We start from the raw sequence: 15,931 nt of genomic DNA on the forward strand, positions 1-15,931 counted from the left end.
TAAAAACACCGGCGCCGGGGGGCGTCGGTGTTCCCTTGTGCTGTCCTTGGGGCGATTATTGAATATCGAGGCTCTGCTGCGGGCGCCACTTCGCCAAGCGGTTTTCGATCTGCGTCATGATGAATTCCGCGATCAGCGTTACGATCATCACAAGGACGATGGCGGCATACATGCCTGCGGCGTCGAAGGTACCCTTGGCGATTGAAATCAGCTGGCCGATGCCGAAGCGGGCGCCGACGAACTCGCCGACGATAGCGCCGATGATGGCAAAGCCGAAGGAGACGTGAAGGCTCGCAAAAATCCAGCTCATGGCCGAAGGAACGATCACGGCCCGCGTAACCTGCCAGTCAGAAGCACCGAGGATCCTCGCATTGGCGATCATGTTGCGGTCGGCTTCTCGAACCCCCTGGAACGCATTGGCGAACACGACGAAGAATACCATGATGAAGGCAAGTGCCACTTTGGATGGCAGGCCAAGGCCGAGGATCATGATGAAGATCGGCGCCAGGACCACACGCGGAATGGAATTGATCGCCTTGATATAGACCGACAGAACATCCGACAGAAAACGGTTGCGACCGAGGCTTACACCGACGATGACACCGGTAATGGAGCCGCAGAAGAAGCCGATCAGAGCCTCTTCCATCGTCACCCAAAGGTTATACCAGAGTGAACCTTCACTGGTGCCGTTGACCGCCCAATCATAGAGACGGAAGATAATGTCGCTCGGGCTGGAGTAGAAAAACGGATCGATCCAAAGCAGATTGGATGACAGCTGCCAGAGTGCCACAACCGCGACGAAGATCCCGATCTGCAGCGACAGAACCTGCTGCTTACGTCTCTTGATCGCGCGGAGCGCGGCGGCTTCGATTTCGGAATCCGATGTGCCGGGGCGAAAGATGACGGCCGGCACGTTGTCTGCGATAATGTTTGCCATGCTTGTCTCCTTACGCAGCTTCGCTGGAACGGCGATAGCTGGCCTCGACCTCCTGGCGGAGATCCTCCCAGATCGTCTTGCAATAGTCGATGAAGCGCGGCTCGTAGCGAATTTCCGACACGACACGCGGGCGTGGAAGATCGATCGTGTAGACGGACTTGACCGTGGCTGGGCCGGCTGTCAGCACATAGACCTTGTCGGCAAGCGCGACGGCTTCCTCCAGATCATGGGTCACGAAAACGACCGAAGCCTTCCGTTCCGCCCATAGTCTCAGCAATTCCTCGTGCATCACGGTGCGCGTCTGCACATCGAGCGCCGAGAAGGGTTCATCCATCAACAGGATTTCCGGCTCGTTGATGAAGGTCTGCGCCAGCGCGACGCGTTTGCGCATACCGCCCGAAAGCTGATGCGGATAGTGGTGCAGAAACTTTGAAAGGCCGACGCGCTGAAGCCAGCGCTTGGCGCTATCTTCTGCCTCATTCCTGCTCTTGCCGCGGAACAGGGGGCCGGCCATAACGTTGTCAATGACGTTCCTCCAGGGAAAGAGCGCGTCCGTCTGGAAGACGAAGCCGACCCGCGGATCGATACCGTTGACGGGTCCGCCCATCAGCCTGACCTCGCCCGCACTCGGCCGCGCAAGGCCCGTGACCAGGTTAAGCGTGGTGGATTTGCCGCAGCCGGTCGGACCGACGACAGCGACGAATTCGCCCTTTTCCACGGACATTGTGAAATCGCGCAATGCTGTCAGCGACTTGCCTGTCGGAGAGACAAAGCGCCTGCTGACATTGAGAAGCTCGATTGCCGGCTTCCGAATGTGGATGTCTGACATTGGTTTTTCCTGACGCGCGCCGGTAAGGCTCGCATGCGAAGCCGAGGACATGCCCGCCCCCGGCGAATGTGCCGGAGGCGGTTCTGAAAGCCGCCTACATGACCTTCTTGACGAATTCCGTGGTGTAGGTCTTCGAAAGATCGACCTGCTTTCCCTGCATATTCTTCGAGAAGGAAGAAAGAACAGAGAGAACGGTCTTCGGACCATCTTCCGGCATCACGCCATCGGCGGTAAACATCGCCTTACCTTCGTCGAGCGCTTTGACGTAACCTTCCTTGTCGCCGACATAAAAATCCTTCGGCATCTTGTCGGCGATCTCGGCGCCGGAATGCGTATTGATGAAGCGCAGCGTCTTCACGAAGGCATTGGCAAGCTTCTGGGTATCGTCCTTGTGGGCATCGACCCAGGAAGTTTCCATGTAGAGCGAGGCTGCGGGGTAGGTACCGCCAAGTGCCTGGCGTGCACCTTCCATTGTGCGCATGTCAACGAGGACGGTTGCTTCCTTAGTCTTCAGAAGACGGGAGATCGTCGGTTCTGTCGTCATGCCCACCTGGATCGCATCCTGCTGCATGGCGGCGATAAAGGTCGCGCCTGCGCCGACCGGAACGGAGGTGACGTCGCCGGACTTCAGGCCAGCCTTGTTGGCCATATATTGGGTCAGAAAGTTGGTCGAGGAACCAAGACCGGTGACCCCCGCGCTATGACCCTTGAAGTCCGCGATGGACTTGATTTCCGGATGTTTGGCTGAGACGAGTTCGACTTCGCCCGGAGCCTGGCTGAACTGGACGACCGATTCGACGAACTTGCCCTTCGCCTGCAGGTCGACGCAATGGTCATAGAAGCCGACAACGCCCTGGACCGCGCCCGCCAGAAGCTGGTTCTCCGCGTCGACACCGGCCGGTTCGTTCAGAAGCTCGACATCGAGGCCTTCATCCTTGAAGTAACCGAGGCCTTCAGCCAGTTTTGCGGGCAGATAGATCTGCTTTTCGTAGCCGCCGACCATCAGCGTGATCTTGCCGGCTGCGTGCGCAGAATTTGCTGCAAGCATCGACGCGAGCATGATGACTGACAGTGCAGCTGAATTGAATAACGTGCGTGTAGAACGCATGGGGTCTCCTCCTGAGTTTTCGTATCGCACCTACGTTGCCACGACGGCTACGCGCTCCTCTGCGATAAGGGGAAGATAGCTGGCCCAAGCTTTCAACCAGCTTTCAGGCGGATCAAGGATGAGAAAAAAGGTTCCGACTGAGGCGCAGTGCATATCCGCTGCTGCTCAGTTGGGACGCTTGCGCCATCCCGGTGTCGACGACCCTCAACGAGACCTAGATCCGTTGCATTTTCTCAATCTTCGTAATCTATCCGTCCGCATTCTACCGCATCATACTTGTCAGGCGGGAACTAACGCGACGCCTTCATTGGGACCAGCCGTACAACGAGGCACGCGATAAGGCCGGGCCGGTCCTGGCGCATGGAGAGCGCGACCCGCGCCCCTTGTCTTTCGGCTGCCGCCTTGGCGATCGCCAGCCCCAAGCCGCTCCCCTCGCTATCGTGAGGGTTGGCACGGAAGAACCGCTCGAAGACGCGTGTCATGTCGTCCTCGGCGATGCCGGGTCCTGTGTCGCGGATCTCGATCCGTGCTTCTTCTCCGGTGACCTCCACCGCGACATCGACGGTTCCACCCGACGGGGTGTACCGCACGGCGTTCTCAACCAAATTGTCGAGGATGATTTCGAAATCCGCAAGCGCGCCGATCGTGACGGCCTCATCCCGGCGGGTAATGCCAAGATCGATCGACCGGCTGCCAGCGAGCGGGGTCAGGCGTGCGATCGTGTCGACAGTAAGCTGGGCGAGGTCGACCGGCCGTGGGCTCGGCGCGGGTTCGCGGGCATCGTAACGGGCGAGGCGCAAGAGCTTGTTTACAAGGCTTGTGGACCTGCCGATCCCGGCCTCCAGCTCGGACAACCGCCGGGCAAATCGTCCATCGCGGTCGTCGTGCCGAAGGTTGTCGATCTGAATCTGGAGCGCCGAGAGAGGCGTGCGCAGTTCATGGGCGGCATCCGAAATGAACCGGCGCTGTCGCTCAAGCAATGCCCGCAGTCGCGCGAGCAGCAGGTTGATTGAGCTTACGAAGGGAATGACTTCTGCCGGCACGTCGTCGATCGGTACGGGGTCGTCCGCTGCGGCGTCTCGGGAGGCGATCGCGACGGCCAGGCGATTGAGTCGGGCCATGATCCGATCAATGATCCAGCTCAGCGTTAGCAAAGACAATGGAATAAGCACTGCTATCGGGAGCGCCGCCTGGAGCGCTGCATTGGCTGCCAGTTCCTGCCGTACGCTCCTCTCCTGGGAAACCTGAACAGTCCGATCCGGCGTCACCAGCGTGTAAACCCGCCAGTTGTTATCGGCGGCTGAAATATCGGCCAAACCGGTTAAGCGTTGCAAGGGAATTGCGATCGACGGATCCGATTGTCGTAGCGGCTGTCCCTCCGCACCCCAAACCTGGATGACGAAGTCGTCCTCGGGATCGTGCGGCACAAAACCATCCGTGCCTGACGGTGCAGCAGGCGTATCTCCGACATAGAGGGCGACCTGCCGAAGCTGATTGTCGAGGAAGTCAGATGCCTCGTTCTGGACGAGGAAGTATGACGTCGCCGCCGCACAGACGCCGATGGTCGCCATCAAGCCCGCGAGCCATAAGAAGGCAGTGCGTCGGATCGATAGGGTGTTGGTCACCTCGGGACCATCCAGCCGGCCCCGCGGACGTTGCGTATGATGTCCTTGTCGAACTTGCGTCGCACGTAATGGATGAGCACGTCGATAGCGTTGCTTTCCACCTCCTCACCCCAACCATAGAGCCGTTCCTCAAGTTGGGTGCGGGAAAGAATGGTTCCAGGACGGTCCATCAATGCCTGAAGCAATGCAAATTCGCGCGCTGGCAATACTTCGCCGCAGCCACGATATTTCACCTCGTGGCTCGATAGATCGAGCTCGATTTCGCTCGTACCAAGCACCGAAACCGCCTGGCCGCCATGCCTACGCAAAACCGCACGCATTCGTGCCAGCAGTTCCTTGACTTCAAACGGCTTCACTAAATAGTCGTCAGCCCCGAGGTCGAGCCCCGCGATGCGATCTTCGAGTTCGTCACGGGCGGTGATCACAAGGATCGGCCTCTTGTCGCCGGCGGTCCGCAGCGAACGGAGGATTTCCAGTCCCGAGCGGCCGGGCAAGCCGAGGTCAAGCAGCACGAGACCGTGGCCGCCAACGGCGACGGCCTCGTGCCCGAGCTGCCCGTCACGCACCCAGTCACCGACATGCCGGCATCGTCCAGAGCTTGTACGAGGCCTTGCCCAGCATGGCATCATCTTCGATCACGAGAACACGCATCCCCCATCATAGACCGAACGTCTGCCAGAATAGAAGTCCTCGACGCGGCTTGGGGGCGAGCAGCCGCCTAAGACCCTCCTAATTCTACGAGCGTCATATGCCCTTGCAGGTTTGAAAAGGAGTCTCAGTCATGACCGTTCGTTGTTGGATCGCCGCCGCATTCGCCACGCTGCTGATGGTGGCATCTGGCGCACTTCTTCCAGCCGCGGCGCAGGAAAAACTCGTTGCGCCTGAAACGAACCCGCCGGGCGACATTCCCGACAGCCAAGTCTTTGTGGTTTACACCGCGCCGGATGGGTTCAGCTTGAAAGTGCCAGAGGGATGGTCGCGGAAACTGAGCGGCGCCAGCGTTCGGTTCTTCGACAAATACGATGAAATAGACGCCGCGCTGGGGACGGCGAGTGCGGCTCCGACGGTTGCCTCAGTCCGGGCCGGCGAAATCCCAGACCTCGAGAAAACCGGGCACGCCGTCAAGGTCAACGCGGTCAAGGCCGTGAAGCTCGTGGCCGGACCGGCTGTTCGCATCAGCTACCAGTCGAATTCCGCGGCAAACCCGGTCACGAATAAGCAGATCCGCCTGGAGCACGAGCGTTTCATTCTGTTCAAAGGCGGCAAGACGATCACCCTCGATCTGGCTGCGCCGGCCGGCGCGGATAACGTCGACCAGTGGCAGCTGATCTCCAATTCGCTGCAATGGAAGTGAACGCATGACCGTGCTGGAGACAACCGAGCTCTACCGTTTCTTTCACGCCGGTGACGACGAGGTCGTGGCGCTGCGCGGGGTCACCATGACACTTGAGCGTGGGGAATTCGCGGCATTGCGAGGCCCGTCGGGTAGCGGCAAGTCGACACTGCTTGCCTGTCTTTCCGGCATCGACGAGCCGGATGGCGGCACAGTGTCGATTCTTGGCGAGCGCATGACCCGGCGCCCGGAACCCGATCGGGCTCGCCTGAGAGCCCGTCATTTCGGCATACTCATGCAGTCCGCCAATCTGTTCGAGCATTTGACGGTGCGGGCGAACGTTCGTCTCCAGATGCAGATATCTGGCTCCGACCGGCCTGGCGAAATCAATGGCCTGCTCGGCAATCTCGGCCTCGACGGTCTCGCCAACATGTTGCCCGCCCAGCTTTCGGGCGGCGAAGCAGCGCGAGCCGGACTTGCCGTCGCTCTCGCGGCGAAGCCGTCGATCCTACTCTGCGACGAGCCGACCGCCGAGGTCGATGCAGCAACGGAACAGGGTGTCATCGATCGCCTCATCGACATTTGCCGCGCTGGTACAGCCGTTCTCGTCGTCACCCATAGCAGCGCGCTCGCCGCCCGCGCCGATCGCATTATCGATATCCGAGACGGACGCATCGTACATGATTAAGCCCTTGGTCAGTGCTGCCGATCTGTGGCGCAGCTTTCAGCGCGAGCGGGGGGTTGTCTCAGCCGTCCAGGGCTGCTCGTTCAGAATTGACGCTGGGGAGACCGTCGCAATCATCGGGCCTTCTGGCTGTGGCAAGACGACACTCTTGAACCTGATCGCCGGGCTGGATCGCCCAAGCTCCGGCCGAATCGAGTGGCCCGGGCTCGGTCCGCCCGGCACGTTGCGCCCGGAGCGGATCGGCGTCGTCTTCCAGTCGGCAAACCTGATGCCCGCGCTGACTGCTTCCGAGAACGTCGAGTTACCAATCCTTCTTAGTAACGGCGCCGAAGCTGAGGCGCGGGCCCTGGCTGCGCTTACCGCTTTCGCGGTCGAAGCCCTGGCGGCAAAGCTGCCGGAACAGCTCTCCGGCGGCCAAGCCGAGCGGATCGCCGTAGCCCGGGCCGTAGCGACCAGTCCGCAACTGATCGTCGCCGACGAGCCGACGGGACAACTCGATCAGGCAGGCGGCGCCATGCTGATCGACCGGCTCCTCGCCTGGGGTCGGCAGTCGGGAAGCGCCATCGTCATCGCTACGCATGACGAGCGTGTGGCTGCAAAGATGAACCGCATCTGGCGGATGCGACACGGCAAATTCGAGATTATGGGCGCGAGGTCCGAATGTACGAGCACTGGTTGATCGGACTTGTCCGAACCCGTTCGGGTCGCCTTGTCGGCACCATCGGAGGCGTCGCGCTGACCGTTGCCTTCGTCACGTGTCTGGGTACCTTTTTGCAGTCCAGCGCGGCCGAGATGACCGCGCGATCGATCGCCCAGGTTCCCGTCGACTGGCAGGTCCAGCTACAGCCGGGGGCAGATAGTGGAGAGGTCGAGGCCGGAATCCGCTCTGCCGCGCCGGTTGCCGCACTGCAAACGGTCGGCTATGCCGACGTGCCCGGCTTCGAGGCGAACACTGGGGGCACCGTCCAGACCACGGGCGGCGGCACGGTACTCGGCATGGAAGCGAGCTATGTTGGCCAGTTCCCGGCCCAGATCCGGCGTTTGCTCGGATCGGTCGACGGTGTCCTGGTGGCGCAGCAAACTGCGGCCAACCTGCATATCTCGTTGGGCGATGAAGTCATCATCCGCCGCCACCGAGCGCCTGATATCAGCGTGACGGTCGCCGGCATCGTCGATTTGCCGAACGCCGATGCGATGTTTCAGGCGATCGGTGTCCCGCCTGGCGCCGCACCACAAGCCCCGCCCGACAACGTTTTGCTGTTGCCGATGTCTCAGTGGGAGCAGGTGTTCCAGCAGCAAGGCGCCGGCCGGCAGGATACCGTTCGGAGCGAGTTCCACATCAGGCTCGATCATCACGACCTGCCATCCGATCCGCTTGCCGCGAGCACATGGGCGACCGAGCGCGGCCAAAATTTCGAGGCCCGCGCCGCCGGTGCGGCGCTGCTTGCAAACAATCTGGCGGCTCGCCTGGAAGCCGTGCGCGAGGATGCCCTCTATGTGCGGCTGGTCTTCCTGTTCCTTGGCGCCCCAGGGGTCATCCTCGCTGTCCTGCTCACACTTGCCGTCGCAGGCGCCGGACGGGACAGGCGCCGCCGCGACCAAGCGTTGCTGCGGCTGCGCGGAGCGACGGTTGACACTGTTCTTCGCCTTGCCGCGGTCGAGGCGGCTGTCGCGGGCATCGGCGGCTCGCTACTTGGTATTTTCGTCGGAGCTGTGGCCGGATACCTCATCCTTGGGGTGGCGCTCTTGCGCAGCGAAGCCGTTGCCCTGCTCGGCACGGTGGTCGTGGCCGGAGTGGCGCTTTCTCTTGCGGCGATCCTGATCCCCACTTGGCGCGACGCTCGCGGCTCGACGGTTGCCGCCGCACGCCGGTCAATCGGCAAGCACCGGACGCCGCTCTGGAGTCGCGGCTACGTCGACTTGGTGTTGCTCGTGCTAGCCGCCGCGTTCTACTGGCGGTCGGCGGCGAGCGGATACCAAGTCGTCCTTGCCCCGGAGGGCGTGGCAGCGACGGCGGTCGACTACACGTCCTTCCTGCCTCCTGTCCTCCTATGGAGCGGGTTGGCGCTGCTTGCCGTGCGGCTGGTCGGGGCCGGGCTGCAGCACGGCCGGTCGGTCATCGCCAGAGGCCTGCGACCTGTCGCCGGTTCTCTCGCGGATGTCATCGCCGCGACCTTCGGGCGGCAGGGCCCGCGGCTGACCGCTGGCGTAGGCCTTGCAGCGCTTGCCTTCGCTTTCGCGGCATCGACCGCAATCTTCAACGCGACCTACGAGGCTCAGGCCCGGATCGACGCCGAGCTCACCAATGGCGCCGACGTCACCGTTACGGGCACACCCGCCGAGCCCGCATCCAAGGCATTCGATCGTCTTTCCAAGCTGCCGGGGGTGCTGGCCGCCGAGCCGATGCAACATCGATACGCTTACGTTGGAACGGACCTTCAGGATCTCTATGGTATCGATCCGGCGCGCATCGGGTCAGCCACAGCGATGTCCGATGCCTATTTCGCCAATGGCGACGCCGGGGCGACGCTCGCCGATCTCGCACGAACATCCGATGGCGTGCTCGTATCGCAGGAGACCGTGAACGATTATCAGCTCAGTCGCGGCGACAGCATCAATCTTCGTCTGCAAAACGCGGCTGATCACCAATACCACATCGTGCCTTTTCACATCGTAGGCGTGGTGCGCGAATTCCCCACGGCGCCCAGGGATTCGTTTCTGGTCGCCAACGCAGCTTACATTGCGCAACAGACCGGTTCCGCGGGAAGCGAGATTGTCCTGATCCGATCGAACGGCGATCCGGCCCGGGTCGCCCGAACTGTCCGAAGCGCGATCGCGGATCTGCCAGCGCTCAAGGTCAGTCAGATTGGTGATGCCGTTGCTTTGATCGGATCGAGCCTCACAGCGATCGACCTCGCCGGTTTGACGCGGCTTGAGCTGATCTTCGCGTTGGTCATGCTTGCCGTCTCGGGCGGACTGGTCCTGGGGCTAGGGCTGGCCGACCGGGAACGCTCTTTCGCCATCCTCGTCGCGCTTGGTGCCAAGCCGCGGCAGCTTGGCGCCTTTGTTTGGAGCGAAGCTGGATTGGTAGTCGGCGGCGGCATGCTTCTCGGCCTCTCGGCCGGAGCGCTCATAGCCCATGTGCTCGTCAAGTTGCTGACTGGGGTATTCGACCCGCCACCCGAGTCGCTTTCGTTGCCCTGGGGCTATTTCGCTGCCCTCGTCCTCACCGCGACCAGCGCCGCTCTGCTGGCCGCGACGAGCGAGGCGATGCGCAGCGGGGCACACGTCACCGAGAAGTTGAGAGGCGAATAAGCATCGGCCGCGCCGGCGCTGCCTTGCGAAAAATTCTACAGATTGGGGGCAGAAACCATGAAAGGAGAAAGAAATGAAACCACAAATGCTTATGGCCGCAATACTGGCGCTGGCACCGATGGGCACGGCACTCGCTGCCCAGACGTCCGGCATGATCACCGCGATCAGCAAGAGGGCCGATACGATCACGTTGTCGGACGGCAAGAACTATACCCTGCCCGAAGGGATCGAGGATACCAAACTCCGCGTCGGCGAGAAGGTTCAGCTAACCTTCGCGATCAAAGGCGGCAAGGCGGTCGTCTCTACCTGACCCCGGAGAAGTGAGGCTTGCGGGGGCCGGCGGCACCGCCGGCCCCCGCTTAGTACGCGATTGCGACCGATTGATTACCGTGTCAGGACCGACACAGGCACCGGCTCTAATTCTCCGCTAATAGTATCTGCGTAGTCATTGCCGGACAATGCAAACGCCAACGGCTAGACGGGGAGCGCGCCGGCGGTAGCGAGGGGCAGCCGATCACCCCGAAGCCGATGCAGGCGTGACGCGTTCCAGAATTTAGGGGATTTTTGAATGAGACAGCTTTTTCTCGCCATCGCGCTCATTATTGCTCCGGTGGCGGCTTTCACGGGTTTTGAACTCTATGCCAACAATGCGCCCGCCAAAACGGCAGACCTCGGTGATCTCTCATCGTTCAAGACCATCGTTGCCGACGTTCAGGCCCTCGCTGCCAAGGGTGATCTGACATCGGCCGCAAAGCGGATCACGGACTACGAGACCGCATGGGATCAGGCAGAGAGCGCAATCCGTCCGCTGAATCCGAACGACTGGAACAGCATCGACGCTGCCTCCGATGCTGCGCTCAAGGCGCTACGCCAATCGGCCCCGTCGGCCGACAACGTCAACAAGACGCTCGCCACCCTTATGGCGGTTCTCAATCATCCGGCCCAGCCATCTCAGTAGGCCGACGCGAACCGTTGTTCCGCGCCCTTCGCGCCGCTCAACCGCGAGACGTTTAATCGCCCATTCAAGGATACTCGCCATGCCCGCTACGACAGAAACCGCGAAAGCTGTTGTCTACAATCGCGTTCCCCGCGTCACGGCCGACTTCTGGCTCATCAAACTGATGGCCGTTACCATGGGCGAAACGGCGGCCGATTATCTCGATATGCAAATGGGCTTGGGACTGACGGCGACATCGCTGATCATGTCCGCGATTCTGGCCGGCGCACTGGTTTGGCAATTTGCCCAGAAGAAGTATGTTCCTGCCGCCTATTGGCTTTCGGTGGTGCTCATCAGCATCGTTGGCACATTGATTACCGACAACCTGGTCGACAACTTCAATGTACCGCTGCTGCATACTACCATCGCTTTCTCGATCGCCTTGGCGCTGACTTTCCTTCTCTGGTTCCAGACAGAGCATACGCTGTCAATCCACTCCATATTCACCGATCGGCGCGAGGCCTTTTATTGGCTCGCCATTCTGTTCACCTTTGCGCTCGGCACGGCGGCCGGCGATCTGGTTGCCGAGACGTTCGCGCTTGGATATCTGGCGACCGGCATCCTGTTCGGGATGATCATCCTGTCGCTCAGCATCGGCTATTTCTTCCTCGGTCTCGATCCGATACTCGGCTTCTGGCTGGTTTATATTCTGACCAGACCTCTGGGTGCCTCGTTTGGCGATCTGATGTCTCAGCCTACCCAATATGGCGGCCTCGGCCTCGGCACGATCATAACGAGTGCAATCTTCCTTGCCGCGATCGTCACGATCGTCGCCTTCATGAGCCTGCGGCACGGAGGCGACGAATTGGCCGTCGTCGGTCAAGATGGGGAGCTGCTGGCGGTGGGTGAGGGCAAAAAGCTGATTGCCGCCAACGACGAACTCTGAAGCGGTCGACAGCGCACTATGGGACATCACCGGGCCCGCGGCGACATTCCTTGCTGGCGCCGCTTTCGTGGCTGTCACAATCCGAGCGCAGGTGGAGATCCAACCAATATCCAAGCGTCAGTTGACTAGCCGAGATTGATGTCTTCGGGGCTGCAAGGGTTGAACTGGAGTGTGACAATGTATGAACTCGACGTAGCTGTAACACGTGCCATCAATGGATTAGCGGGACATAGCGCTGCGATCGACTACTTGATGGTCTGGATCTCCGGTATCGGCGTCCCGGTCATGGTGATGGCGGTAGCCCTCCAATGGTGGCGCGGGTCTGACAGGCCGCATATACGGCATGTCATCGTGGCGGCAGGCTTCTCGTTCTTGCTGGGACTCGGCCTCAACCAACTCATTCTTCTCTTTATCCACCGGGCTCGTCCCTATGACAGCGGAGTAACAAACCTGCTGATCGAACGGAGCGCCGACTTTTCGTTTCCCTCCGATCATGCAACGGCGACCTTTGCGATTGCGGCCGCTTTTCTCCTTCACGGCGCCCGACGCTCCGGATTTGCCTTCCTTGCGGCGGCGTGCTTTGTCACCTTCTCCCGCATTTACATCGGGACCCACTACGCCAGCGACGTCTTCGGCGGAGCACTGACCGGTGTCATCGCAGCACTCATGGTCCTTGCAATATATCGCGAAGGCACCAAAGCTGACCGCCTGATCACTCGAATCTTTTAGGTTACCGGCAATGCTCGCGGGGTTTCTCTCATCGGTGATCCATTGGCTGAGCGCGCATTCCCATATTGCCTACATTGCAGTGTTCCTGCTTGCACTCTCCGAGTCGATCCCAATCATGGGCGTCGTTGTCCCCGGCACGGCGGTCATAATTGCCTTAAGTGCGCTAGTGCCGAATGGCGTTCTCCTCCTCTGGCCCTTGATGGCCGCAGCGACTTTTGGCGCGATCGTCGGAGACGGCTTATCATTCTGGCTCGGCCACCGATACCATCGCGAGATTCTCTGCCTCTGGCCGCTAAAGCGATACCCGGAGCTGATCGAGCGTAGCGAAGCCTTCTTCAAGCGGCACGGTGACAAGAGCGTGTTTATCGCCCGTTTTGCGCCTGGTGTTCGAGCATTCATCCCGCTTCTCGCGGGCATGCTCGGGATGCCCGTCAGGCGGTTCTATGCGGTCAATATCACTTCGGCCCTGGTGTGGGCACCGTCACACATTCTACCGGGCGTTCTCGTCGGTGTAACGTTCGGTGCTCTGGGCTCGGCAGCAAGGCCGTTGGCAATCCTTTTAGTCATTCTGCTCGCAACGGGTTGGGTGACGTGGCGTCTTGGGCGGTGGGTATTAAGGCGAGGTTTTCCCCTTCTGGAGGTTCTCGTCACAGAGGCACGAAGGTGGTCTGAGACCCGCAACACGTGGCTCAGCCGCCGTGTCGGCGACATGCTCGATCCGGCGCGCCCGGAAGCGTGGGTTCTCGCCATCATGCTTGGCTTACTCGGCGGGGCCGCCTGGTTGTTCCTCGGCATTCTCGAAGATGTGGTCAATGGTGATCCGCTGGTTCTCGCAGACCACGCCATTTATAACGCATTGCAGGAGGTTCGCACGCCGCTAGGCGATGCGATCATGGTTGCCATCACGGAGATTGGTGACACCAAAGTTGTGGTGGTCGTCACCACAGTCATATTCCTATGGCTTGCTTGGAAGCGGGCTTGGCGCACGGCTGCCTTCTGGCTGGCTGCTGTCGGTGGCGCGTCGGCTCTCAATACGGTCATCAAGGTGGCACTTCACAGGGCAAGACCGGATGAGCTGTTGTATTCCGGTTGGAGCGCGTTTTCTTTTCCGAGCGGCCATAGCACGACGAACATGGCGCTCTATGGCTTTCTTGCATTTCTGATCGCCGGCGAGCTTCGCCCAGCACTGCGCGTCTTGATCGGCACGGGAGCCGCAGTTCTTATCTTTATGATCGCGTGCTCGCGTCTATACCTCGGTGCACATTGGTTCTCCGATGTGGCCGGCGGAGCGGCGGTTGGATCCGCATGGTTTATTCTGCTCGCCATCTTTTATCTGCGGCGTCCGGTCGAACGAATAGGATCTTCAGCGCTGCTCGTGACCGCGTCCGCAGCCATTATCCTTGCAGGCGCCGGCAACATCTATCACAGCCACTCCACTGATATTGCGCGGTACGCGGCCAAAAACGCGATACATGCGCTCGCCGTTGCTGATTGGTGGACGACTGGTTGGCAGACCCTTCCGGACCGTCGGGTCGATCTCACCGGCGAAGTGGAAGAGCCGCTCACATTCCAGTGGGCGGGGAGCCTGCAGGGTTTGCAGGATCTTTTGCAGCAGGACGGTTGGAGGCCATCCCTCGGTTGGACGCCAGTCACTGTACTTAAATGGCTCACCGCGTCTACAGATACCACCGTTGTTCCGGTGGTGCCTCATTTTGCCAGCGGCCGTCTACCGGATATAGCCTTCGTTCGGTCCTCAACCGCGCTGGCCCCGTCGACCGCGCGGCTCGTTCTCCGTCTTTGGGAAACCGATATGAAGCTCGAGGATAGAGAGCAGACCCCGCTTTGGGTGGGTTCGATAACGGAGGAGCGGATCTACCGACTACTATCGCTAGTTACAATGGTCTCGACACAGCCTGATTTCACCGGACCACGGGAAGCGCTGGCGCGATCACTTCGGGAAGGACATCTCGTGTCGCGCGATGAAGTGGAGGCCAAGGGAGGATGGGACGGGCGTGTTCTGCTGGCTCGCCAGAAGGCATCTCATCCGCCCCCGCTCCTCCCTAGCAACCCGGCCCAGCCGGTCGGATCGGGGGCTGATCCGAGGAACAAGTGTCGCGTTTCTAATTGGCTGGAACCGTCGCGGCTCTAACCAGCTTTGACAACACTGGGATAGCGGGTCAACGGGTCTGGCACGGCGATAGCTTTCGAGGCCAGCGTCCGGCTTGTTGCAATGGCGTTCACGGTTTAGGCCAGGAACATCGCATAATGGATCGACCGGAACACACAAGCCGAAGTGGGGAGGGGCGGAGAGCAGTCTTTAGGAGCGGCTTCATTCACCTTGCGTGGCTGCCGGAATCTGCTGCGGATAGATGCCGTGCATCACAGAGGAGTTCGGACGCTTCAAGAGGCCGCGACGAGTTATTTTTTGTCCCCGATGTAGATTTGACCGACTCTCATTCGTCATGAAGGCGTAACCGCAACCGATCGGTCACGGAGATGCAAATGACCAAGGTCGCTTTCAATATCAGCATGTCGCTCGACGGCTTCATTACCGCAGGAAACCAGACCAGGGAGGAACCACTCGGCAAGAACGGCGAATTTCTTCACGAATGGTTCTTCAACAGCGGTGCAGAGGGCGATGCATATGTGCAGCGCCTCACCAGCAATGTTGGCAGCGTGATCTGCGGGCGCAAATGCTATGACGACTCGATCCCATACTGGGATGAGAACGGGCCGACGGGGCCGTTAAAGCTGCCGCTTTTCGTCGTCACTCACCGGCCGTTACTCGCCTCGCACAGCACTGGAATCTATCACGCGGTTGGGACAATTCCCGACGCGGTGAAGCAGGCGAAGTCGGCGGCCAGAGGCAAGGATGTGAGCCTCATGGGCGGAGCCGACGTCTTTCGCCAAGCACTGGCCGGCGGGCTTGTCGACGAGATCGAGTTGCATATCGTGCCGGTGCTCTTTGGTGCTGGGAGTCGCCTGTTCGACACGCTGCCCAACCAGATCAAGCTTGAGCCCACCAGCATGCTCGACACGCCACTCGCTCGGCATATCGCCTATCGCATTGTGAAGTAAGCGAACGCAACCAGCCCTGTCTGACCAGGGTCCAGTCCCACAAATACCGTTTATGCCCCGCGCCGCCTCAAAAGACGTGGTCGACGGTTCGATTCCCTTCAAGGCGACCGGTGGATAAACGGACAGCAAGCGGAATAATTTGCGCCGCGAATGGGACGCTGACAGTTCGAATCCCGCAAGACAGAGTTTCGCTAAGTCATTTCCCTCGAGATCCCATGCGGCTTACCGCTAAAACTCCGCATCAGGTGTCGAAAGACGACGCGAAGTTCCGCCGGTACATGCCGCTTCGTCGGGTAGTCGGCCTGTAAGATGAGGTCGCGCGTTCTAACCTCTCGGCCACAGAGCTATTTTTGGCTGCAACGCGCTCGGTGGCTCAAGGCTTAGAGAGCAAGATGGACGAACGCGTTCA

The 15,931-nt window shown here is 60.5% G+C and carries 14 protein-coding genes and 1 pseudogene; 10 read left to right on the plus strand and 5 right to left on the minus strand.

What is annotated here, in order from left to right; translation table 11 throughout:
* Nucleotides 1-55: 55 nt before the first annotated feature.
* From HJB83_RS22870 to HJB83_RS22890, 5 genes and pseudogenes are all read right to left on the minus strand, one after another.
* Nucleotides 56-937, minus strand: coding sequence for an ABC transporter permease (locus HJB83_RS22870; RefSeq protein ID WP_221132997.1), 882 nt, complete (start codon nt 935-937; stop codon nt 56-58).
* 10 nt (nt 938-947) lie between these two features.
* Nucleotides 948-1,766: an ABC transporter ATP-binding protein gene (locus HJB83_RS22875; RefSeq protein WP_221132998.1), complete on the minus strand. Its 819-nt coding sequence runs from the start codon at nt 1,764-1,766 to the stop codon at nt 948-950.
* A gap of 94 nt (nt 1,767-1,860) precedes the next feature.
* Nucleotides 1,861-2,874 carry an ABC transporter substrate-binding protein gene (locus HJB83_RS22880; RefSeq protein WP_221132999.1) on the minus strand — a complete coding sequence of 338 codons (1,014 nt, stop codon included), beginning with the start codon at nt 2,872-2,874 and terminating at the stop codon, nt 1,861-1,863.
* 290 nt (nt 2,875-3,164) lie between these two features.
* Nucleotides 3,165-4,499, minus strand: coding sequence for an ATP-binding protein (locus HJB83_RS22885; RefSeq protein WP_221133000.1), 1,335 nt, complete (start codon nt 4,497-4,499; stop codon nt 3,165-3,167).
* Nucleotides 4,496-5,150, minus strand: a pseudogene (locus HJB83_RS22890) (response regulator). Before HJB83_RS22890 ends, HJB83_RS22885 begins: the two are co-directional and overlap by 4 nt.
* A 130-nt stretch (nt 5,151-5,280) precedes the next feature.
* Here HJB83_RS22890 and HJB83_RS22895 point away from each other — a divergent pair.
* The 10 genes from HJB83_RS22895 to HJB83_RS22940 all read left to right on the plus strand — a co-directional run bounded on the left by HJB83_RS22895 (nt 5,281) and on the right by HJB83_RS22940 (nt 15,522).
* Nucleotides 5,281-5,853: a hypothetical protein gene (locus tag HJB83_RS22895; RefSeq protein ID WP_221133001.1), complete on the plus strand. Its 573-nt coding sequence runs from the start codon at nt 5,281-5,283 to the stop codon at nt 5,851-5,853.
* Between the two features lie 4 nt (nt 5,854-5,857).
* A complete protein-coding gene (locus HJB83_RS22900) occupies nt 5,858-6,520 on the plus strand; it encodes an ABC transporter ATP-binding protein (RefSeq protein WP_221133002.1) in 663 nt (220 codons plus the stop codon).
* Nucleotides 6,513-7,196, plus strand: coding sequence for an ABC transporter ATP-binding protein (locus HJB83_RS22905; RefSeq protein ID WP_221133003.1), 684 nt, complete (start codon nt 6,513-6,515; stop codon nt 7,194-7,196). The genes HJB83_RS22900 and HJB83_RS22905 overlap by 8 nt, the downstream gene beginning before the upstream one ends.
* The gene (locus HJB83_RS22910; RefSeq protein WP_221133004.1) at nt 7,178-9,832 is read left to right on the plus strand and encodes an FtsX-like permease family protein; all 2,655 of its coding nucleotides are present in this window, start codon (nt 7,178-7,180) and stop codon (nt 9,830-9,832) included. Before HJB83_RS22905 ends, HJB83_RS22910 begins: the two co-directional genes overlap by 19 nt.
* Before the next feature lie 73 nt (nt 9,833-9,905).
* Entirely contained in the window at nt 9,906-10,142 is a 237-nt protein-coding gene (locus HJB83_RS22915; RefSeq protein ID WP_221133005.1) for a DUF1344 domain-containing protein, read from the plus strand.
* A 258-nt stretch (nt 10,143-10,400) separates the two neighbouring features.
* Nucleotides 10,401-10,790 (plus strand): hypothetical protein, encoded by a 390-nt coding sequence (locus tag HJB83_RS22920; RefSeq protein WP_221133006.1) that lies wholly within the window; start codon nt 10,401-10,403, stop codon nt 10,788-10,790.
* A 79-nt stretch (nt 10,791-10,869) separates the two neighbouring features.
* Nucleotides 10,870-11,715 carry a hypothetical protein gene (locus tag HJB83_RS22925; protein ID WP_221133007.1) on the plus strand — a complete coding sequence of 282 codons (846 nt, stop codon included), beginning with the start codon at nt 10,870-10,872 and terminating at the stop codon, nt 11,713-11,715.
* 177 nt (nt 11,716-11,892) lie between these two features.
* Entirely contained in the window at nt 11,893-12,444 is a 552-nt protein-coding gene (locus HJB83_RS22930) for a phosphatase PAP2 family protein (RefSeq protein ID WP_221133008.1), read from the plus strand.
* A gap of 10 nt (nt 12,445-12,454) precedes the next feature.
* Nucleotides 12,455-14,593 (plus strand): bifunctional DedA family/phosphatase PAP2 family protein, encoded by a 2,139-nt coding sequence (locus HJB83_RS22935; RefSeq protein WP_221133009.1) that lies wholly within the window; start codon nt 12,455-12,457, stop codon nt 14,591-14,593.
* A gap of 353 nt (nt 14,594-14,946) precedes the next feature.
* The gene (locus HJB83_RS22940; RefSeq protein WP_207584474.1) at nt 14,947-15,522 is read left to right on the plus strand and encodes a dihydrofolate reductase family protein; all 576 of its coding nucleotides are present in this window, start codon (nt 14,947-14,949) and stop codon (nt 15,520-15,522) included.
* Nucleotides 15,523-15,931 lie beyond the last annotated feature (409 nt).

This window comes from Rhizobium sp. NZLR11 (genome assembly GCF_019685115.1).
Taxonomy (GTDB): domain Bacteria; phylum Pseudomonadota; class Alphaproteobacteria; order Rhizobiales; family Rhizobiaceae; genus Rhizobium.

Coding starts and splice junctions, on each gene's coding strand:
- HJB83_RS22870 (WP_221132997.1), bottom strand. CDS start 937: ATGGCAAACATTATCGCAGACAACGTGCCGGCCGTCATCTTTCGCCCC.
- HJB83_RS22875 (WP_221132998.1), bottom strand. CDS start 1,766: ATGTCAGACATCCACATTCGGAAGCCGGCAATCGAGCTTCTCAATGTC.
- HJB83_RS22880 (WP_221132999.1), bottom strand. CDS start 2,874: ATGCGTTCTACACGCACGTTATTCAATTCAGCTGCACTGTCAGTCATC.
- HJB83_RS22895 (WP_221133001.1), top strand. CDS start 5,281: ATGACCGTTCGTTGTTGGATCGCCGCCGCATTCGCCACGCTGCTGATG.
- HJB83_RS22900 (WP_221133002.1), top strand. CDS start 5,858: ATGACCGTGCTGGAGACAACCGAGCTCTACCGTTTCTTTCACGCCGGT.
- HJB83_RS22905 (WP_221133003.1), top strand. CDS start 6,513: ATGATTAAGCCCTTGGTCAGTGCTGCCGATCTGTGGCGCAGCTTTCAG.
- HJB83_RS22910 (WP_221133004.1), top strand. CDS start 7,178: ATGTACGAGCACTGGTTGATCGGACTTGTCCGAACCCGTTCGGGTCGC.
- HJB83_RS22915 (WP_221133005.1), top strand. CDS start 9,906: ATGAAACCACAAATGCTTATGGCCGCAATACTGGCGCTGGCACCGATG.
- HJB83_RS22920 (WP_221133006.1), top strand. CDS start 10,401: ATGAGACAGCTTTTTCTCGCCATCGCGCTCATTATTGCTCCGGTGGCG.
- HJB83_RS22925 (WP_221133007.1), top strand. CDS start 10,870: ATGCCCGCTACGACAGAAACCGCGAAAGCTGTTGTCTACAATCGCGTT.
- HJB83_RS22930 (WP_221133008.1), top strand. CDS start 11,893: ATGTATGAACTCGACGTAGCTGTAACACGTGCCATCAATGGATTAGCG.
- HJB83_RS22935 (WP_221133009.1), top strand. CDS start 12,455: ATGCTCGCGGGGTTTCTCTCATCGGTGATCCATTGGCTGAGCGCGCAT.
- HJB83_RS22940 (WP_207584474.1), top strand. CDS start 14,947: ATGACCAAGGTCGCTTTCAATATCAGCATGTCGCTCGACGGCTTCATT.